This window comes from Pseudoalteromonas sp. MEBiC 03485, assembly GCF_004195145.1.
In the GTDB taxonomy this organism is placed as follows: domain Bacteria; phylum Pseudomonadota; class Gammaproteobacteria; order Enterobacterales; family Alteromonadaceae; genus Pseudoalteromonas; species Pseudoalteromonas apostichopi.
Window position 1 is genome coordinate 1,486,086 of the sequence record NZ_SGBT01000001.1, and the last position, 16,720, is coordinate 1,502,805.

The following is a 16,720-nucleotide window of genomic DNA, read 5'->3' on the forward strand; positions in this document are numbered from 1 at the left end:
TTACCATCGCCAGTAATTTAAATTTCTACGCATTTTAAAGTTACGAATAAAATTACGTGGTTTTGGCTTAAGTGCTGGATTGCTCAATAGTAATTCATTGCTTGCAGCAAGTACACGTTGACTCGATAAGCCGTCCTGATACGGGTGTAACTGTTGGCAAAAGTGTTCAATTTTAGCCATTAATTCAGGTGGTCGTGTGAAAGCATAATCAATTGCCTCAGTTAGCTTATCGGCATCAGTGATATCTATAAGGTGTTCTCCAGGTGCTTGGTTACAAAAAGTCACGACAGGTTTTCTTTGTAAGATAAACATGAGCAATATAGAGGAAGTATCACACAGCATGACATCCGCCGCTTGCAACAGCGGTAATACATTATCTGTCTCTACAAAGGTTAGATTTTCGTTTTGTAGAGCCTTGTATTTATCAACAAGCTCGCTTGGCATTTTTGGGTGGAATTGCATTAAAATTCGCCACTTACCTTGCTCACTGTATGCTTTAATTTGTTCGTATAATTTAGGTGCAAGAGAAAGGTTTCTAGAAAAAGTTGAACAAATTAAAAGAGTTTGCCTTTTATCGCCTTCATCTACGTATGGATTGTTTTCTATTTTTGAAAATAATGGATCTAGAGTAGGCCAACCTGTTTCTTTAGTTAAAAAGAAACCATGCTTTTCAGCTAGTTCCTCAAATCTAGAAGTTGTATTAGGGCCTTGTGTACAATATAGGTCAAAGCAGCCTCTAATATTAAAATGATCTTCGTACCCTTTTCTATTTAGTTTTCCAGAGTTAAACCCATGAAAGACAGCTACTTTTTTTCCGGGTATAAAGTTAGGGATGACATTTCCTGGGATGTATGAAATATTCGGCTGCCACTGGATGACATCTTCTATAGTTTCTAAACTAGATTCATCTGGATGCAAGAAATGCTTATTTACTTCATCACCCTCTAAAAACCACTTAACCTCACCGCCACGCGCTAAAATCTCCCGTTGTAATGGGCGCAAAATCGCGTACGAATAGTTTTGCGAAATATACATTAAGTATTTTTTTTCTTTTGTAGCTGCTAAGTAATCCAAGAAAACCTCCTATTGCGAGGCAATATTATAACGAAATATTGTTTATGACAGCAAAATTGCAGAATAATTAAGTTTTTATTGTATTTGGTGCGGTCAATTGTAAGTAGATAATCGGGCAATGATTGAGCTTTCAAGGCGTCTAGATTATTATAGGCGGCCATAACCCCAATCCCATACATGTGCTCACAAGAGCATGCCAAATACTTTCGGAGATAGCATGACTAGCTATAAAGTTTTAGACGTAAACGATGATTTACCGATCCGTACTAAAGGTGCAGTACACAGCGGTAAAGTGCGTTCAGTTTATTGGTTAACTGATGAAGACAGCGCTCGTTTAATTAATGAAAAAGGTTATCAAGTTCCAAAAGGAACTGAGCTAGCTATTATGGTTATTTCTGACCGTATTTCTGCGTTTGATTGTATTTGGCAAGGTGAAAACGGTTTAAATGGTGTGCCAGGTAAAGGCATTGCATTAAACTCAGTGGCATCTCATTGGTTTAAGTTATTTGATAAAGCAGGTCTTGCTGGTAATCATATCGTTGATATTCCTCATCCTTATGTATGGATTGTACGTAAAGCAAGCACTGTAAAAGTAGAAGCTATTGCGCGCCAATATATTACTGGCAGCATGTGGCGTGATTATGCAAAAGGCACCCGTAATTTCTGCGGTATTGATTTACCAGAGGGCTTAGCTGCGAATCAAAAGCTAGATGAAGTGTTAATCACGCCATCAACGAAAGGCATTATCACAGGTGTTGCTGACATTCCTGAAGTAGATGATGTGAACATTACCCGTGAAAACATCACGAATAACTTAGCTGTTTTTAACTTTAAGTCTGAAGATGATGTTGCTAAATATGAGCAATTACTTGTTGAAGGCTTCAAGCTGATTAGTGATGAACTTGCACAGCTAGACCAAATCTTTGTCGATACTAAATTTGAATTTGGTTATGTTGAAGACATTGATGGTTCAGATAAGCTTATCTACATTGATGAAGTGGGCACGCCTGATTCATCACGTATTTGGGATGGCCCAGCTTACCGTGACGGTAAAATCATTGAAAACTCAAAAGAGGGTTTCCGCCAGTTATTAATTAATAACGTGCCAGACAGCGATGTGTTATTAAATAAAGACCGTATGGGCGAGCGTGAGCAGCTTGCTAAAGACTACACCTTGCCAGAATCAGTGATGCTTGAAGTGTCTGATACCTACGTTGGTATTGCGAGTAAAATTATTGGGCAAAAAATCACTATTCCAAGCGATCCACGAAGTGAAGTCATCGCTATATTAGATAACGATTACGGCTTAATTAAGCACGATTAATTGCTGTTTTTAACTTAGTTATGCTCTAAGTTAATATTATTAAAGCCAAGTTGGTTTTCTAGTAAAACTGCTTGGCTTTTTTCTTGCTTTTCATACCTTCTCTCATTAACTTAAGCTAAGATTAATCTATACTTATTAGCAAACTAAGCTAAGCAAGGTTCAATTATGACGTTTTTTGCGCACTGTGCTCGCACGGTATGTTCTTTTGTATTTATGTGCTGCGCTGCGAATGTATTTGCAGCGGATATTTCATTTACCGTTCGAGATCAATTTGGTGAGCCTTTAGCCGATGCTGTAATTGAATTACAAGGTAATAAAAATTTAGCGCACACGCAGTTGCCTGTCGCAGTGATGGATCAGGTTAATAAGCAGTTTTCACCTAATGTATTGGTAATACAGCAAGGTCAGTCTGTTGATTTTCCTAATAGTGATAATATTCGCCATCATGTTTATTCTTTTTCAAGCGCTAAACCTTTCAATATTAAGCTATATGCTGACCGTCCAGAAAAACCAGAGTTATTTGATAACGCCGGGGTGGTAGTCCTAGGCTGTAATATTCACGATTCTATGGTGGGTTATATCTATGTAGCAAATGGCGCTAATACACTAAAAACAGCACAAGATGGCAAAGTACAATTAAAAGATATTTCAGTTCCAACGAATATAACGATTTGGCACCCAAACCAAGCAAGTGAAATTAATAAAAAATTATCAGTCACTGTAACTGAACAAGCAGCTGATATTACAATTGAAACAAATGCACCTGCACCGCGTAATACGTTTGGTGAGATGTTTAAGGCAGATAATGATACATAGTTTAAGAGGGCGGATCATAGCCTTATGCGTAAGCCTCGTTTTATTAACTAGTTTAGTCAGTTTAGCGAGCTCTTGGTGGTCGACTAATCGGTTTAATGACCAAAAGTTACGTGAAGATATTAATGTCGCTGAAAATGTTTTTAAGCAATATTTAAGTGCTAAAGAAAGCCTGCTATTAACGGCTGCAAAGGTACTCACAGCAGACTTTGGTTTTAAACAAGCTATTGCTACCCAAGATGCTGATACCATTAGCAGTGTATTGAATAACCACAGTCGTCGAATAAATGCTGATTTGATGTTGCTCATTGATTTATCTGGGCAATTGGTCTCTGCAAATACTGAATTTAACCATACACCTGATGAGTTTTCTGCACTGATGAATGAATTGCTCATTAATGCAGAGCAATCTAATTTTATTGTTCTTGATCAAACCCTATACCAAGTTATCTTATTGCCGGTACGTGCGCCTCGTACTGTTGCCTACAGTTTAGTGGGCTTTGAAATTAATGACCTTGTTGCTGCAGAGCTAAAAAACCTTACCACAATGGATGTGAGTTTTATTGGTGAAGATGATGGTGTTGTAGAGACCTCACTAACCAAGCAACCTCAAACTAATTCAGTATTAGCGCATTTTAATAACGAGACAACGCAACGTATTTTTGGTGAAAAGCCGGTTTATAGAAATCGACTGGTTGAACTGCCATCCTTGCCCGGGCACATAGTCTCAGTGCTGTTAAGTGCTGATTTAACCCAGAGTTATCGTGAGTTTGAACAGCTATTTTTCACCATTATTGTGCTTGCTGCGATTACGGTTGTGATAGGCGTATTGACCAGTGGGATTTTGGCTAAAAACCTCACGACACCGCTTTCAAAGCTAACCTTACTTGCTCAGCAATTTGCTCGTGGCAATTATAAAGCTGAATTTGTAGGTAAAAAGCAAAGCAGCGAAATCACCACGTTAGTCGATGCCTTTAACAACATGGGTAACGACATCAAAGAGCGTGAACAGCAAATAAGTTTTCAAGCTAGCCATGATTCATTAACTGGCTTTTATACCCGTTCTGCGATGTTAGAAAACATGGAGAACTTGTTTGCTGAAGGCGCTGAATACACACTCGTTGCCATAGATATAAGAGGTCTTCGTCATATCAATGATAAATTAGGCCCGCGTATTGGTGATGATTGTTTAAAAGCAGTTGCTGAGCGTATTGGTGAATACTCGGCACATCATAATGGTGAGAATGCTCGGATTGGCGGCGATGAATTTTTAACCTTACTTCCTGCAGATGAAACTAAGCAGTTTAAAGATGCAGTAATGAAGCTTGTTGCTCAGTTACAGGCTGGCTACTTAATTCAAGGCTTAAATATTACTTTACGCTTTAGTGTTGGGGTGGTGCATTGCCTTTCACAAAATGTCAGCCCTGAGGATTTAATGCGTCGCTCGTTAATTGCTGTTGATACCGCATCTTGCGAGCATAAAACTATTCATTATTATCAAGAAGGTGAAGACGAAGAGCACCTTGAGCGCCTTGCAATAATCGATGAACTTAAACAAGCCCTCGTTGATGATGATGGCCAGCTTTTCATGACCTATCAACCAAAACTAAATATTAAAACCAATTGTATTGATAAAGTAGAGTCGTTAATTCGTTGGCAGCGTAAAGATGGTCAGTGGGTTTCGCCTGAGCTGTTTATTGATTTAGCAGAACAATCAGGGGTGATTGTTGAGCTAACTTCTTGGGTTGTAAAAACAGTGGTTTCTCAAGTTGCTGCATGGCAACAGCAAGGTGTTACCATGCAGGCTGCAATTAATGTCTCTGCACAAGATATTGCATACCCTAGCTTTTACTCTCACCTTGCTAAACAACTTGAGAAACATGATGTTAATGGGCGTTTAATTACGATTGAGCTCACAGAGCGAGATATGATAGAGAACGAAGATCAAGGCATTAAGGCACTCGAAAACCTCAAAACCTTGGGTGTTAAAATCTCGTTGGATGACTATGGTGTAGGGCAAACATCTCTCGGGCGCTTAAAGTCATTACCGATTGATGAGCTAAAGCTTGATAAGTGTTTTATTTTGCAATTAGATCAGTCACGACAAGATCAATACATAGTGCAATCTACAGTTACTCTAGGTCACCAGCTGGGTTTTTCGGTTGTAGCGGAAGGCGTTGAGAACAAAGAGTCACTGGATATTTTAGTGCAAAATAAATGCGATTATGCACAAGGCTATTACTTAAGTAGACCACTAAAATCAGAGCAGTTTTTGCAGTGGTTAGAGGTGTACAATGAAGCGTCTTAATTGGTTGTTTGGGTTAATTTGCCTTGCTTTTGCAAGTTCAGGGCTCGCAGCATCGGGTAAATTATTAGCAACGCCTGGTGTCTCCCAGGTTGAAGGTAGTGCGGGTGGTGGTATTGTTCCTTGGGCGCAGCTTGCAGGCTATGCAAGTGATGATGAAATAGCTATAAATGGCTTTTGTAGTCGCGCTGATGTGAGTGATTACAGCTTAGATGTTTGTGGCGCGCAACTAAATATTTATGATCGCGTTGAATTTAGTTACGCAGAGCAACGCTTCGAAGTTCCCGCATTAAATACCGATATCGAACAGTCAATTACAGGGGCAAAAGTACGCTTATACGGCGATATCGTTTACAGTAAATGGCCGCAGTTGAGCTTGGGTGTACAACATAAATCACTGGATGACGGCAGTATCGCTAACCTATTAGGCGCAGAAGACACCAGTGGTACTGATATTTATCTAGCTGCTAGTAAATTACATTTAGGAGCGCTTGTTGGGTATAACTGGTTTTGGAATACCACTTTTCGTTATAGCGATGCTAATCAACTAGGTTTGTTAGGTTTTGGCGGCCCTGATAGCGATAAAGAGTTGTTATTTGAAGCGTCTACCGCGGTGTTTTTAACCCATCAAATAGCCGTTGGTGTTGAGTATCGGGAAAAGTCTAATAATCTTGGCTTAGGGGAGCAAGATTGGCAGGATGTGTTTGTTGCTTGGTTTCCCAATAAGTATGTTAGTGTCACCGCTGCTTGGTTAGACTTAGGAAGTATTGCTGGGGCTAAGGATCAAACAGGTTGGTATCTTTCTGTTACAGGGTATTGGTAATGATGAAAACATTTTTTACGTTTGTATTTGCCGTGATGTTAGTCGGCTGTGCAAGTAGCAACAACGGCACCTTATACCAGCAACTAAATGGCGAACAAGGGATCGAAAAACTAGTTGATAGTTTTATCAATCAAATAGGCCGTGACGAACAAATTTTAGCTTATTTTAAACAAACCAATGTTGCGCATTTTCGCCAAGGCTTTATCACTCATTTGTGCAGTGTCACCGATGGCCCTTGTGAATACGAAGGCGATAATATGGTTGATATTCACACCGGAATGAATATTTCTAAAAAAGACTTTAACCGTGTGGTAGAGCTTTTAATCAATGCGATGGATGAACAACACGTTTCGCAAACGGTACAAAATAAAATCCTTAGCAGACTTGCGCCACTTCGCCCTGAGGTAATTAATATCTAGCTAGAACAAACTTTAATTGTGGGCTGAAACAGAAATGTAATTTATGTACAATAGCTATTGGTTGAAGTTATTAAGTTGTAAATAATGCAGTTATATTTTGATGTTCAACATCTATATTACATTCCACAGTATTTGCCTGTTTTAAAGGAGTTGAAGGAAAAAGGCCACAAAGTTTCAATGGTTTTCTATAAAGAACAAGATGAGTGTAGTCGTGCTGTATGTTGTGATTTTATAGACAAAAATGCAATAGTTGCAAAGTGGTTAACAAACACGAGTGAAACTTTTGACTTTTATCAGAACTCTGATGCAGATTGGGTTGTATTTGGTAATACGTTTGCAGATGCTGAGAATTTAAATAAAAAGACTGTACTGATGCAGCATGGAATTGGCCCAAAGCAGTGTTATTACGACGTATCAAACAACAAGATGACAGTGCGGTTTGTTGAAGGTGAACACCGACTTCAACGTTTAAAAACGCTTTATCCTGAAGGTAACTTTATTGATAGTGGCTATGCAAAATTAGACACTATTTTTAATCAGACTCTAGGTACTATTAACCTCAAAAATCTGGGCCTAGATCCAACAAAGAAAACCTTGCTGTATGCACCTACTTTTTATCCAAGTTCTTTAGAATGTTTTAGCGATGATTTTCCTGAGCACTTTAATGAATTTAATATTATCGTTAAGCCTCATTTCTTTAGTTTATTTAAGAAAAAATATAAAAAACAACGCCTAAAGCTTGAGAAGTGGGCTAGCGCTAAGAATGTTTACCTTGCTAATGAGTTCGATTTTGACCTTACTCCTTTTTTAGAAATTGCTGATATAATGATTTCTGATGCATCGTCAGCCATTTTTGAATTTGCAGCATTAGAAAAACCTGTTATCTGGTGTGATTTTTACAAGCTGCGTTGGTCATACAGAGGTATTTTTTCTTATAGATTGAAAGCTCGATTGGATGAAGATATCAAATACTTCAATGAGTTATGTGCGCGTGCTGAAAGTTATAAAGAGTTAAAGCAGTTATTAAGTTCAAGTTTTAATGAATCTGCCGAATTTAAAGAAAAAAGAAAAGAAATAGTTTATAAACTGGCAGGTCTTACGGATGGTCACTCTGCTAAGAGAATTGTTTCTTATTTAGAGGAACATCAATGAAACGGGTAATTACTTTTGGCACGTTTGATATTTTTCATGTGGGACATATCAATATTTTAGAGCGAGCTAAAGCACTGGGAGATTATTTGATAGTTGGTGTATCTTCTGATGAACTAAACTTCTCAAAGAAAGGTCGAAAGCCTGTATACAGTGAAGCTGATAGGCTGAAAATTATTAGTTCTTTAAAGTGTGTTGACGAAGTATTTGTAGAGCACTCTCTAGAATTGAAAGGTGAGTACATAAAAGACCATCAAGCCCATTTGCTCGTTATGGGGGATGATTGGGCTGGTCGGTTTGATCAATTTAAGCAAATTTGTGATGTGATTTATTTAGAGCGTACTCCCTCTATCTCTACAACAGAAATAATAGAAGTTGTAAGGCAGCCTTCAAACTGTCATTTATAATTAATAAAATAGCTGTATGCGCTTAAGTTCAATCTAAACTAAGATCAGTATATGGCTTTTTTATTTATCTCTCGCAATAATGTGCACGCCCGCTATTACAAAAAATTAATTAGGAAACTCCCCTTAAATTGTAAAGTGCACTGTATGGGCTTCCCCAGGTTAACTGCTTTAAAATACTTTAGCAAAGCGATTAAAATTGATTTTAGTAAAATAATTTCGGAACAACTACTACGTAAGCAAGCCCGAAATGATCTTTGGTGTAACCCATTACTTATCAAAGCTTACTCTAAAGTGATGCAGTTTGTAGAGCAATGTCGGTACGCTAAGTATTATGATTTATTAAAGTCAGAATCCCCTCAAGCTTTAGTTATTTGGAATGGTAATAAACTACCGAATGTTACTGTTTGTATAGCTGCGAAATCACTAGGAGTGACTACCTATTTTTATGAAAATGGGTTATTGCCCGGAACAACAAGTTTAGACCCTCAAGGTATTAACTTTGCGGCTTCTGTACCGCGAGATAGTCAATTCTATTTAAATTTTGATCCACAAGGGAAGTTGCCATTTTCTGCGCCTGATTTAATCCCTAGAGCGAATCACAAAAAGCGCTGCAAATTTGACGCAGTTGAGTTACCAAAAAAATACTTATTTGTGCCATTTCAAGTTCCACACGATACACAAATAGCTTGTTACTCACCTTGGCTTAAGTCAATGGAAGAGTATTACGATGCTGTTGTTTCAGCCGTAAAAAAGTTAAATGATCCAGAACTTAAAGTTGTTTTTAAAGAACATCCTTCATGGCATAAGCACTATGAACACTTGTACGATAAAGATGATGTTGCCGTTTTTGCCAACGGAAATTGTACTCGAGAACTTATCAATAACGCTGAAGCCGTGATCACTATTAACTCGACCGTTGGCTTAGAATCTTTATTACTTGATAAAAAAGTGCTTACCTTAGGGCTTGCTTGTTACAACATTGATGAGCTTGTACTACACGCAAGTGATCAAGCTACTTTGATTAAGTGCTTAGAAAAACTACAAAATGGCTGGCAGTCCAACAGTATTCTGAGAGATAAATTTTTTACCTACTTAAAGCATGTGTATTGCTTGCCCGGTGTTTGGAAAGAATGTACAACTGAGCATGTTGAAGCGGTTGAAAAGCGCTTAACTCAACAAGATACATTCGCTCAGCTATCGCAAAAGGAAAGCTAATGAAGAACATAGTCTCGCCAGAATGGCTTAACGAGCATTTAAGCCATGATAATTTGATCATTTTTGATGCTGGAATGGTACGCCCTGGTTTACCGGGAGAATACGCACCTAAAGCTATGCTGCCTAATGCACAGCGTTTTGATTTCAAAAAGACGCTGGCAGATAACAGCAATCCTGTACCAAGTATGATGTGCAGTAGCGAGCAGTTCACAGAACATATGCAGCGTGCTGGAGTTAATCAAGACTCACTGATTGTGATTTATGAAGACCAAGGTTTATTCAGTTCAGCGCGTGCGTGGTGGATGTTTAAAGCAATGGGCTTTGATAACGTAAAGGTTTTAAGTGGTGGTTTAGCTAAGTGGCAGGCACTTGGCTTTGCAACACAAGCCAGCTATTCAGCTGCTTCTGGTCAAGGCAACTTTGTTGCAAGCCCTCGTGTTAATTACTTTATCAGTGCTGAGCAAGTACTTAACTCACTTGATGAGCAAAGCACACTAACACTCGATGCTCGCCCTTATGAGCGATTTACAGGTGAACAGGCCGAGCCGCGTGAAGGCATGCGTAGTGGTCATATTCCAAATAGTCGCAGTCTATCACTTGCAAGTGTACTAAATAACGGTGAGCTAAAACCGCTTAGCGAGTTGCAGATATTATTTGATCAACATATTGCAGCGCATCATACTCAGTTGCAATTTAGCTGTGGTTCAGGTGTAACAGCTTGTGCAATTGCATTGTGCGCCGATGAATGTGGTTACTCTAACTTACGTGTTTACGATGGCTCATGGAGTGAGTGGGGCGCTCGTCACGAGTTACCTATTGAAACAGGTCCGCATCAATAAATTCAGCGTAATTTTGCCAGCTGCCGATACTGTTTTTATTCAGTGGCTGGCGAATTTGCTTTTTGCTCGCCGTAGCTGAAGCCGCATTGTTTTTATAAAAAGTTAGGCAGTTTTCCTGCCAGCTTAAATCACAAAAAGTATAGAGCTTCTGTGTTTGCTTAACCGGCTCTGCCACTAATTGCTCATAGCTTTGTAAAAAAACGTTTTCAGGATACTTGTTGGCAAAGTGACTGACTAATGCCGAGTAATCTTGATGGAATGAGGCAATATCTTCAAGAGTAAAACTGTAGTGATGAAACACACTTTGCGGACTATACATCTGCCTAAAATTGGCGATACTGCAATCGTGCCAGTCTCGCTGCATACAAACAATTTTAGCATTAGGAAATGCCGCTAATATAAAATCAATATAGTAAAAGTTAAATGGCTGTTTATCACAGCTTCTAAGGCCATCACTGAGCAGCTGGGCTCTTTGTTGATAGTTAGCAAGTACTGTCTTTATCGCTTCAGATTCATATGCCTTATCAAGCATTTCGCTATCAATCACTCGAGCCGATTGCGTGGCGTGTTGTATCAATTGCGCTATATCGTTTAATTCTCCAATCCCTTGCAGCTGTGAACTTTGATTAAGGATTTTTTCAACTAAAGTTGTGCCAGAGCGGGGCATGCCAACAACAAAAACGGGTGAGAACTCAGAGTCACTACTTTCAAGCACTTGCTGTGTACTTTGAGTAATGAGCTTTTGACAAAAATAGCGATGTTGCGTGGCTTGATAATTAAGTTTATAGGCTATGGCTTGCTTACTTAGTACAAAGTATTTAAATGCATTTTTGTAGTCATTAAGGTGCTCATAATTAAGAGCAAGACTATGAAAATACACTTGTTGATCAATAATGCTTTTTTCTTTATTCGCCAAGGTTTGTAGTTTCTGGATATGTAGCTTCGACTCTACATCAGTATTTAGTTCAGCCTGTGAGTAATGAGCTTGATAAAAGTTAGGTTGCTGGGTAGTAAGTTGCTGTAGCAAACTTTTTGCTTCATCAAACAGTCCGTGAATTTTATATGATACCGCCAAATTATAGCTAATTTGTGGGTTATATTTATTGCGTTGGTAAGCCGACTTTTGAAAGCTAAAGGCGTCTTCATAATGCCCTAAACGGTTAGCAATATTGGCTAGTGTATCAAAGTCAGCGGCACTAAAGTCAGCTGTTTGCAAAGCGTCTTGATAATGCACAGCCGCATTACTTACTTTACCTAACAGTACATACAGCTTGGCAAGTGCTAAATGATATATCGGCAAAGGCGCTAAATTAAGCGCTTTTTCAAGCAGCTTAATGGCTTTGTTGATATCGCCCGCTGCAGTGTTGACTTCGCTCAGTAAAAAGTAACAAACGTGGTCTTCAGGATTTTGCTTTAGGCGCTGCACAAGTAGATGATGTGCATCATGTAGTTGCTTGTTGGCTAACAACTGTTGGATATTAGCGCGAAGCGCTTGTTGGGTATTTAGCATGAGATTATCTTAAAAGCCTTGCCTAAAAGCGGCAAGGCTTTTATTCGAGTATTTAATTACAGTTCAAAGTTGTAGCTAAACTTCATACCGATTGTACGAGGTGCGGTGGTGTAGTGACCATAAACACGCTGTAGCTCAGGTAGCTCTTTGTTAAGCTCAGCATATTGCGACATACCAGCCCAAGACTTATCACGACGTACAGAAGTGAACGCGTACTTATCGAATAAGTTGTCTACGTAAAGGGTTGCAGACCACATATCGCCAGTAATTTTGGCAGATAAGTTACTTAGTGCATAACCTGGTAATACTTCGCCATCTGCTTTTAAGCCTACTTTGGTGATCACATCGCTTTGTGCTGTGATACCGTAGTTTACGCTTAATAGTTTATCACCTAGGATATCTTGCTCGTAACGAAGACCAAAAGAGAATTGATGCTCAGGAGCACCCGGTAAACGGTCGCCTTTAGCGCCATCATAGTAGCTTTGGTACTGCGCTAAGTCGTCACCTAATACGCCAAATAAGTAAGGTGCATCTTCGGTTAATTCGGCTTTTGCATATGCGTATGTTGCATAAGCTGCCCAGTTATCACCAATCATTGCGCGAGTAGAAAGTTCGACACCTTTAGAATTAGCAGAGCCTGCATTCGAAGTAATTAACTCTTGGCCATTTACTGTACTGCTACCAACTTGCGCATCTTTCCAATCAACATTAAATAGCGCTGCATTGAAATGTAGGCGGTTACGTAACCATGATGACTTAAAGCCTAGCTCGTAGTTGACCGTTGTATCTGGTTTGTAATCTTCTTCGTTTGGCAGGGCACAAACAATTTGTTGCTCAGGTAATACATCAGGGCAAGGAGCAATACCGTTACCACCACCAATACGGAAACCTTCACTCACAGTAAAGTAAGCAAGCACACCATTATCGAATGTGTAATTAGCATTAAACTTAAATAAGTTACCGCTATCGCTTGCGCTTACATTTTCCATAACAAGATTATCTAGTGAATCAAAGTCACCAGAATAAAGCGGGGTTGCAGAGCCTGATGTTGTTGATACATCGTATTCATAAAAACGAGCGCCAACAGTGACATCAAGCTGATCTGTGATGCTGTAGCCAATTTCACCAAAAAGTGCTTTTTCAGTGGTTTCGCTATCAGAAATTAGAATGTACTCAAGGTCTTGTTCAACATTTGGAATACCGCCACCCCAGTACTCAGTCAGACCCGGCGTGTACTCACGATCATCTGAGTGACTTTCTACTTTGTTATAGAAGCCGCCTACAATCCAGTTAAAAGCGCTACTGCTATTTGAAACTAAACGAAGCTCTTGCGTAAAGGTATCGCGATCTGAGGTGTCGTGCGTGTAGCCAACAAAAGAAGGGAAGTCGGCATACCCTGACCAAATATCGTAAAGAAGATCAGTTTGATCGCGCTGACCAGATTGCTCATAGCTAGACCAACCAGATGCAGATACCAGCTCAGCAAAACCAAGATCTGCTTTTACTTCTAAGCTTAATAAATCGTTTTCTTCTTCACCGGGTTCAAGCACACGAGCTACATTTTCGTACTTTCCAGGGATACCTTGTAGTGCACTGCTATCTGCAAGTGAGCCGTATTGAGACGTCGAATTACCGCCATTTTCTTGCTTTTGATAGAAGTAGTTTAGCGTTGCATCAACATCTTCGGTTGCAAGCCAGCGTAGTGATAAACGTGCTGTGGTGATTTGCTCATCGTTAACATCGCTTACGCTTTTTAAGTTGGCATTTACATCGCTGCTGTCTGAAAAATCAGGGTTCGGGTTTGATACGCCAGGTTCTAGAACCACGTGAGTGTAGTCAATGTAACCTGGGTTATCGTAATAATTTAAGCTAGCACGAAGGGCTAGTTTTTCTTCAATTAGCGGAGTATTGAATACCACGCCAAACTCACCGCCTGTACCGTCACTTTCGTTGATGCTAAATACATCGCCTGTTACTTTACCTTCGGTGATATCAAGCTCAGGTTGTTTTAATAAATAACGGATTGCACCACCTAAAGTACCAGCTCCGTATAGTGTACCTTGTGGGCCAATTAACACTTCAACACGGTCAACATCAGTCAAACGTAAATCAATGCTAAGTGGAATTTCACCAACATAAGTTGCCACTGTGCCACTGTCAGAAATACGGTCAGAGGTATTTGTGTTCAGTCCACGAACGATAATAGGAGAACCTTCACGACCACCTTGATCAGAAATTGTTAAACCGGGTACCCAACGAGCGACATCTTCAAGATCACCAATGTTTTGGTCGCTAATTACATCGCCATTTAGGGCTGTGATATTAAGCGGTGCATCTTGCACAGAACCTGCACGTCGTGTTGCAGTGATTTGGATAGTTTCAATTGATTTATCAACTTCGATAGCATCTTCAGCAGCAAACGCCATATTGCTATTAATTAAAACCGCAGAAATTGCACTTGCAAGTAGAGCAGGCTTAAAGGTGTTCATGATAGATTCCGAGTTAGTTACAGTAAATTTATGCTCAAAAAATAGACGTTACTAGTAATTTAAGCTTAAAAATTGATGATTTAGTGAATTTATATCCAATTATAATGTATTTTTATTCTCATCGTCCATGCGTTATTTGCAATTAAATGCAAAATAATTGAATAAATAATCTGTTTAGGTGTTAGCTATCGGAATAAGGGCAGTTCGTACAACCATTACTACAGCAATGGCCGCGCTTTAAAAAGAACCAGCGGCTAAATACCATGTAATTGTTTTGCATAGTGTAATCGAGGTTTTCTATTAAGTTACCCTGAGTAAAATAAGGCTTAGCAAAGGCAAGCTGCTGTTCAAGAGGCTTTTGGTAAAGTTCTGATAAAAATGAATTTATTTTATTTATAGTACAGTCTCGGCATAAACATTCTGTTGCGGTCTCATCGAGTGGTAAAATGTTGGGTAGCTCATTACACCAACAGGCATTAATATTGTCGGCTTGGCAGTTAAGGGTTGCTTTGCATCGTGAGCATGTAAGGGTTGTCATTAATTAAAAGGTGCTTTGAGATTGAAAAGGTAAGCATAGCAAATGGATAAATTAGACGCATTAGGAGAGTTTGCTCGTTTTGGTGATAATCGATTTGAGGCAATTTCAGTTATTACAAGCACTCCTGACATCCAAGATGATGTGTATATTCTAACGCAAGAAGTGTTCTGTCAGGTTCTACAGCGTGCTATTAACGGCGAAATAGATATTGATGAATTAGAACTTTGGGCGAACGTACTAGAGTCACGACAAGACATAGACGAAAGTGCCGTAGAAGGGGCTATTTACGCTTTAAGCAATAACGAGCAAATGGGTGAATTGAGTAAAAGTACGCTAAAGAAGCTATTAGAAGTGATGAAATAGCTTCTTTTAGCCCTAAGCTTATTTAGCTTAAGGCATTTGCTTATTGCTATTTATGGTAGTTTAAACAGGTTTCAACTTCGTTTTTCGAACCTAAGATCACCGCCACACGTTGGTGGATTGCATCAGGTTGAATATCCATGATGCGCTCAGTACCAGTAGAGGCTATACCGCCAGCTTGTTCGATTAACATTGCCATTGGGTTTGCTTCGTATAATAAACGTAATTTGTTAGGTTTATTTGGATCTTTCGTGTCGGTTGGGTAAGTAAAAATACCACCACGACATAATACACGGTGCACATCACCCACCATTGCAGCAATCCAGCGCATGTTGAAGTTACGACCACGCGGGCCTGTGTCACCAGCAATTAAGTCATTGATGTAATTTTGCATCGCTGGCTGCCAATGACGTTGGTTTGAAGCATTGATAGCAAATTCGCTAGTATCTTCAGGTACTTTTGCAAAGTCTTCTGTTAATAAGAAGGTACCGTGAGTTTTATCTAAGGTGAAAAAGCGTGTACCTTTGCCTGTTGTTAATGCTAGCACCGTTGATGGGCCATATAACACGTAACCAGCCGCTACTTGGTTTTTACCCGGTTGCATAAAGATACTTGGGTCGGCCGGATCTGCACCTTCAGGCGCCGCCATAATTGAGAAAATCGTACCAACGAGTGAGTTGATATCTGTATTTGATGAACCATCAAGTGGGTCGAATGCAACAATGTAGTTGGCATTAGGGTTACCCGCAACGGTGAAGTCTTCTTCTTCAGAGGCAATGGCTTTTACGTAGCCCGATTCTAATAAAATATCTTTTAAAAGTTGGTTAGTTAGAACGTCGAGTTTTTTCTGTGTTTCACCCTGAATGTTTTCGTCTAGGGTTGAGCCTAATACGCCAGATAGGGCGCCTTGACCAACACGAAATGAAATCTCTTTACATGCCGCAAGTACCGTTCTGATCAATGAGATCAGTTCACGAGGGCAACCATCTTCTAACAATACCGGTGGGAGTCTACGCATTCTATTTTCCTGATAACGTTGTAGCCAGACATTTTTAGTGTGAGAGAGAATGTCTTAGCAAGCGCTGAATTTCGTCTTAAATAGCTGATTTTTCTTGGCGGTACTTTATACTGCTTAATACCTATACAGTATTTAAAACGCGAATAACAAAGATAAGATTATGCAAAAAATACCATTACTACGATATCTGCTCTTAGCTGTGCTACTTACTATGATAACTCAAGCACACGCAGCAATTAAGTCTATAAATGATTTTACTGAAAAAATGACTCATTTTTCAGGCTATTTTTCAAATTGGACCAAGTGAAGAACGCCTGACAGTTAACTTCGAATTAGTAATTTTTATACGAAGCTCGGGGTAGTTACTTTGTTTAGCAGCGCACTTAGAACTCCCACCGCCGGCTATCTTCTCTTACCAGATTGGACGGGAGTTATTG

Annotated in this window: 15 protein-coding genes; 10 read left to right on the plus strand and 5 right to left on the minus strand. The window is 39.5% G+C overall.

The window, feature by feature from the left end; all coding sequences use genetic code 11:
• On the minus strand, positions 1 to 1,074 hold the full coding sequence (locus tag EVU92_RS06880) for a CDP-glycerol glycerophosphotransferase family protein (protein WP_205987925.1): 1,074 nt from the start codon (positions 1,072 to 1,074) through the stop codon (positions 1 to 3).
• A gap of 217 nt (positions 1,075 to 1,291) precedes the next feature.
• Between EVU92_RS06880 and EVU92_RS06885 the strand changes: the two genes are divergently transcribed.
• From EVU92_RS06885 to EVU92_RS06925, 9 genes are all read left to right on the plus strand, one after another.
• Positions 1,292 to 2,398, plus strand: coding sequence for a phosphoribosylaminoimidazolesuccinocarboxamide synthase (locus tag EVU92_RS06885; protein ID WP_130050580.1), 1,107 nt, complete (start codon positions 1,292 to 1,294; stop codon positions 2,396 to 2,398).
• A 165-nt stretch (positions 2,399 to 2,563) separates the two neighbouring features.
• Positions 2,564 to 3,214: a methylamine utilization protein gene (locus EVU92_RS06890; RefSeq protein WP_240701301.1), complete on the plus strand. Its 651-nt coding sequence runs from the start codon at positions 2,564 to 2,566 to the stop codon at positions 3,212 to 3,214.
• Positions 3,204 to 5,519, plus strand: coding sequence for an EAL domain-containing protein (locus tag EVU92_RS06895; protein ID WP_130050581.1), 2,316 nt, complete (start codon positions 3,204 to 3,206; stop codon positions 5,517 to 5,519). The genes EVU92_RS06890 and EVU92_RS06895 overlap by 11 nt, the downstream gene beginning before the upstream one ends.
• Positions 5,506 to 6,339: a DUF3034 family protein gene (locus EVU92_RS06900; protein ID WP_130050582.1), complete on the plus strand. Its 834-nt coding sequence runs from the start codon at positions 5,506 to 5,508 to the stop codon at positions 6,337 to 6,339. The genes EVU92_RS06895 and EVU92_RS06900 overlap by 14 nt, the downstream gene beginning before the upstream one ends.
• A gap of 2 nt (positions 6,340 to 6,341) precedes the next feature.
• Entirely contained in the window at positions 6,342 to 6,758 is a 417-nt protein-coding gene (locus tag EVU92_RS06905; protein ID WP_130052245.1) for a group 1 truncated hemoglobin, read from the plus strand.
• Positions 6,759 to 6,842: 84 nt separating this feature from the next.
• Positions 6,843 to 7,910 carry a CDP-glycerol glycerophosphotransferase family protein gene (locus tag EVU92_RS06910; protein ID WP_130050583.1) on the plus strand — a complete coding sequence of 356 codons (1,068 nt, stop codon included), beginning with the start codon at positions 6,843 to 6,845 and terminating at the stop codon, positions 7,908 to 7,910.
• A complete protein-coding gene (locus EVU92_RS06915) occupies positions 7,907 to 8,314 on the plus strand; it encodes an adenylyltransferase/cytidyltransferase family protein (protein WP_130050584.1) in 408 nt (135 codons plus the stop codon). Before EVU92_RS06910 ends, EVU92_RS06915 begins: the two co-directional genes overlap by 4 nt.
• 144 nt (positions 8,315 to 8,458) lie before the next feature.
• On the plus strand, positions 8,459 to 9,529 hold the full coding sequence (locus EVU92_RS06920; RefSeq protein WP_240701302.1) for a capsular biosynthesis protein: 1,071 nt from the start codon (positions 8,459 to 8,461) through the stop codon (positions 9,527 to 9,529).
• Entirely contained in the window at positions 9,529 to 10,368 is an 840-nt protein-coding gene (locus EVU92_RS06925) for a sulfurtransferase (protein WP_130050586.1), read from the plus strand. The genes EVU92_RS06920 and EVU92_RS06925 overlap by 1 nt, the downstream gene beginning before the upstream one ends.
• Here the strand turns inward: EVU92_RS06925 and EVU92_RS06930 are convergent.
• The 3 genes from EVU92_RS06930 to EVU92_RS06940 all read right to left on the minus strand — a co-directional run bounded on the left by EVU92_RS06930 (position 10,343) and on the right by EVU92_RS06940 (position 14,905).
• Positions 10,343 to 11,878 carry a sulfotransferase gene (locus EVU92_RS06930; RefSeq protein ID WP_130050587.1) on the minus strand — a complete coding sequence of 512 codons (1,536 nt, stop codon included), beginning with the start codon at positions 11,876 to 11,878 and terminating at the stop codon, positions 10,343 to 10,345. The genes EVU92_RS06925 and EVU92_RS06930 overlap by 26 nt on opposite strands.
• A gap of 56 nt (positions 11,879 to 11,934) precedes the next feature.
• Positions 11,935 to 14,367, minus strand: coding sequence for a TonB-dependent receptor (locus EVU92_RS06935; protein WP_130050588.1), 2,433 nt, complete (start codon positions 14,365 to 14,367; stop codon positions 11,935 to 11,937).
• Positions 14,368 to 14,548: 181 nt separating this feature from the next.
• On the minus strand, positions 14,549 to 14,905 hold the full coding sequence (locus EVU92_RS06940; RefSeq protein WP_130050589.1) for a DUF5522 domain-containing protein: 357 nt from the start codon (positions 14,903 to 14,905) through the stop codon (positions 14,549 to 14,551).
• Between the two features lie 42 nt (positions 14,906 to 14,947).
• Here EVU92_RS06940 and EVU92_RS06945 point away from each other — a divergent pair, with 42 nt between their 5' ends.
• On the plus strand, positions 14,948 to 15,268 hold the full coding sequence (locus tag EVU92_RS06945) for a hypothetical protein (protein ID WP_130050590.1): 321 nt from the start codon (positions 14,948 to 14,950) through the stop codon (positions 15,266 to 15,268).
• Positions 15,269 to 15,314: 46 nt separating this feature from the next.
• Here EVU92_RS06945 and EVU92_RS06950 read toward each other — a convergent pair whose 3' ends face one another.
• Entirely contained in the window at positions 15,315 to 16,283 is a 969-nt protein-coding gene (locus EVU92_RS06950; protein WP_130050591.1) for a class 1 fructose-bisphosphatase, read from the minus strand.
• Positions 16,284 to 16,720 lie beyond the last annotated feature (437 nt).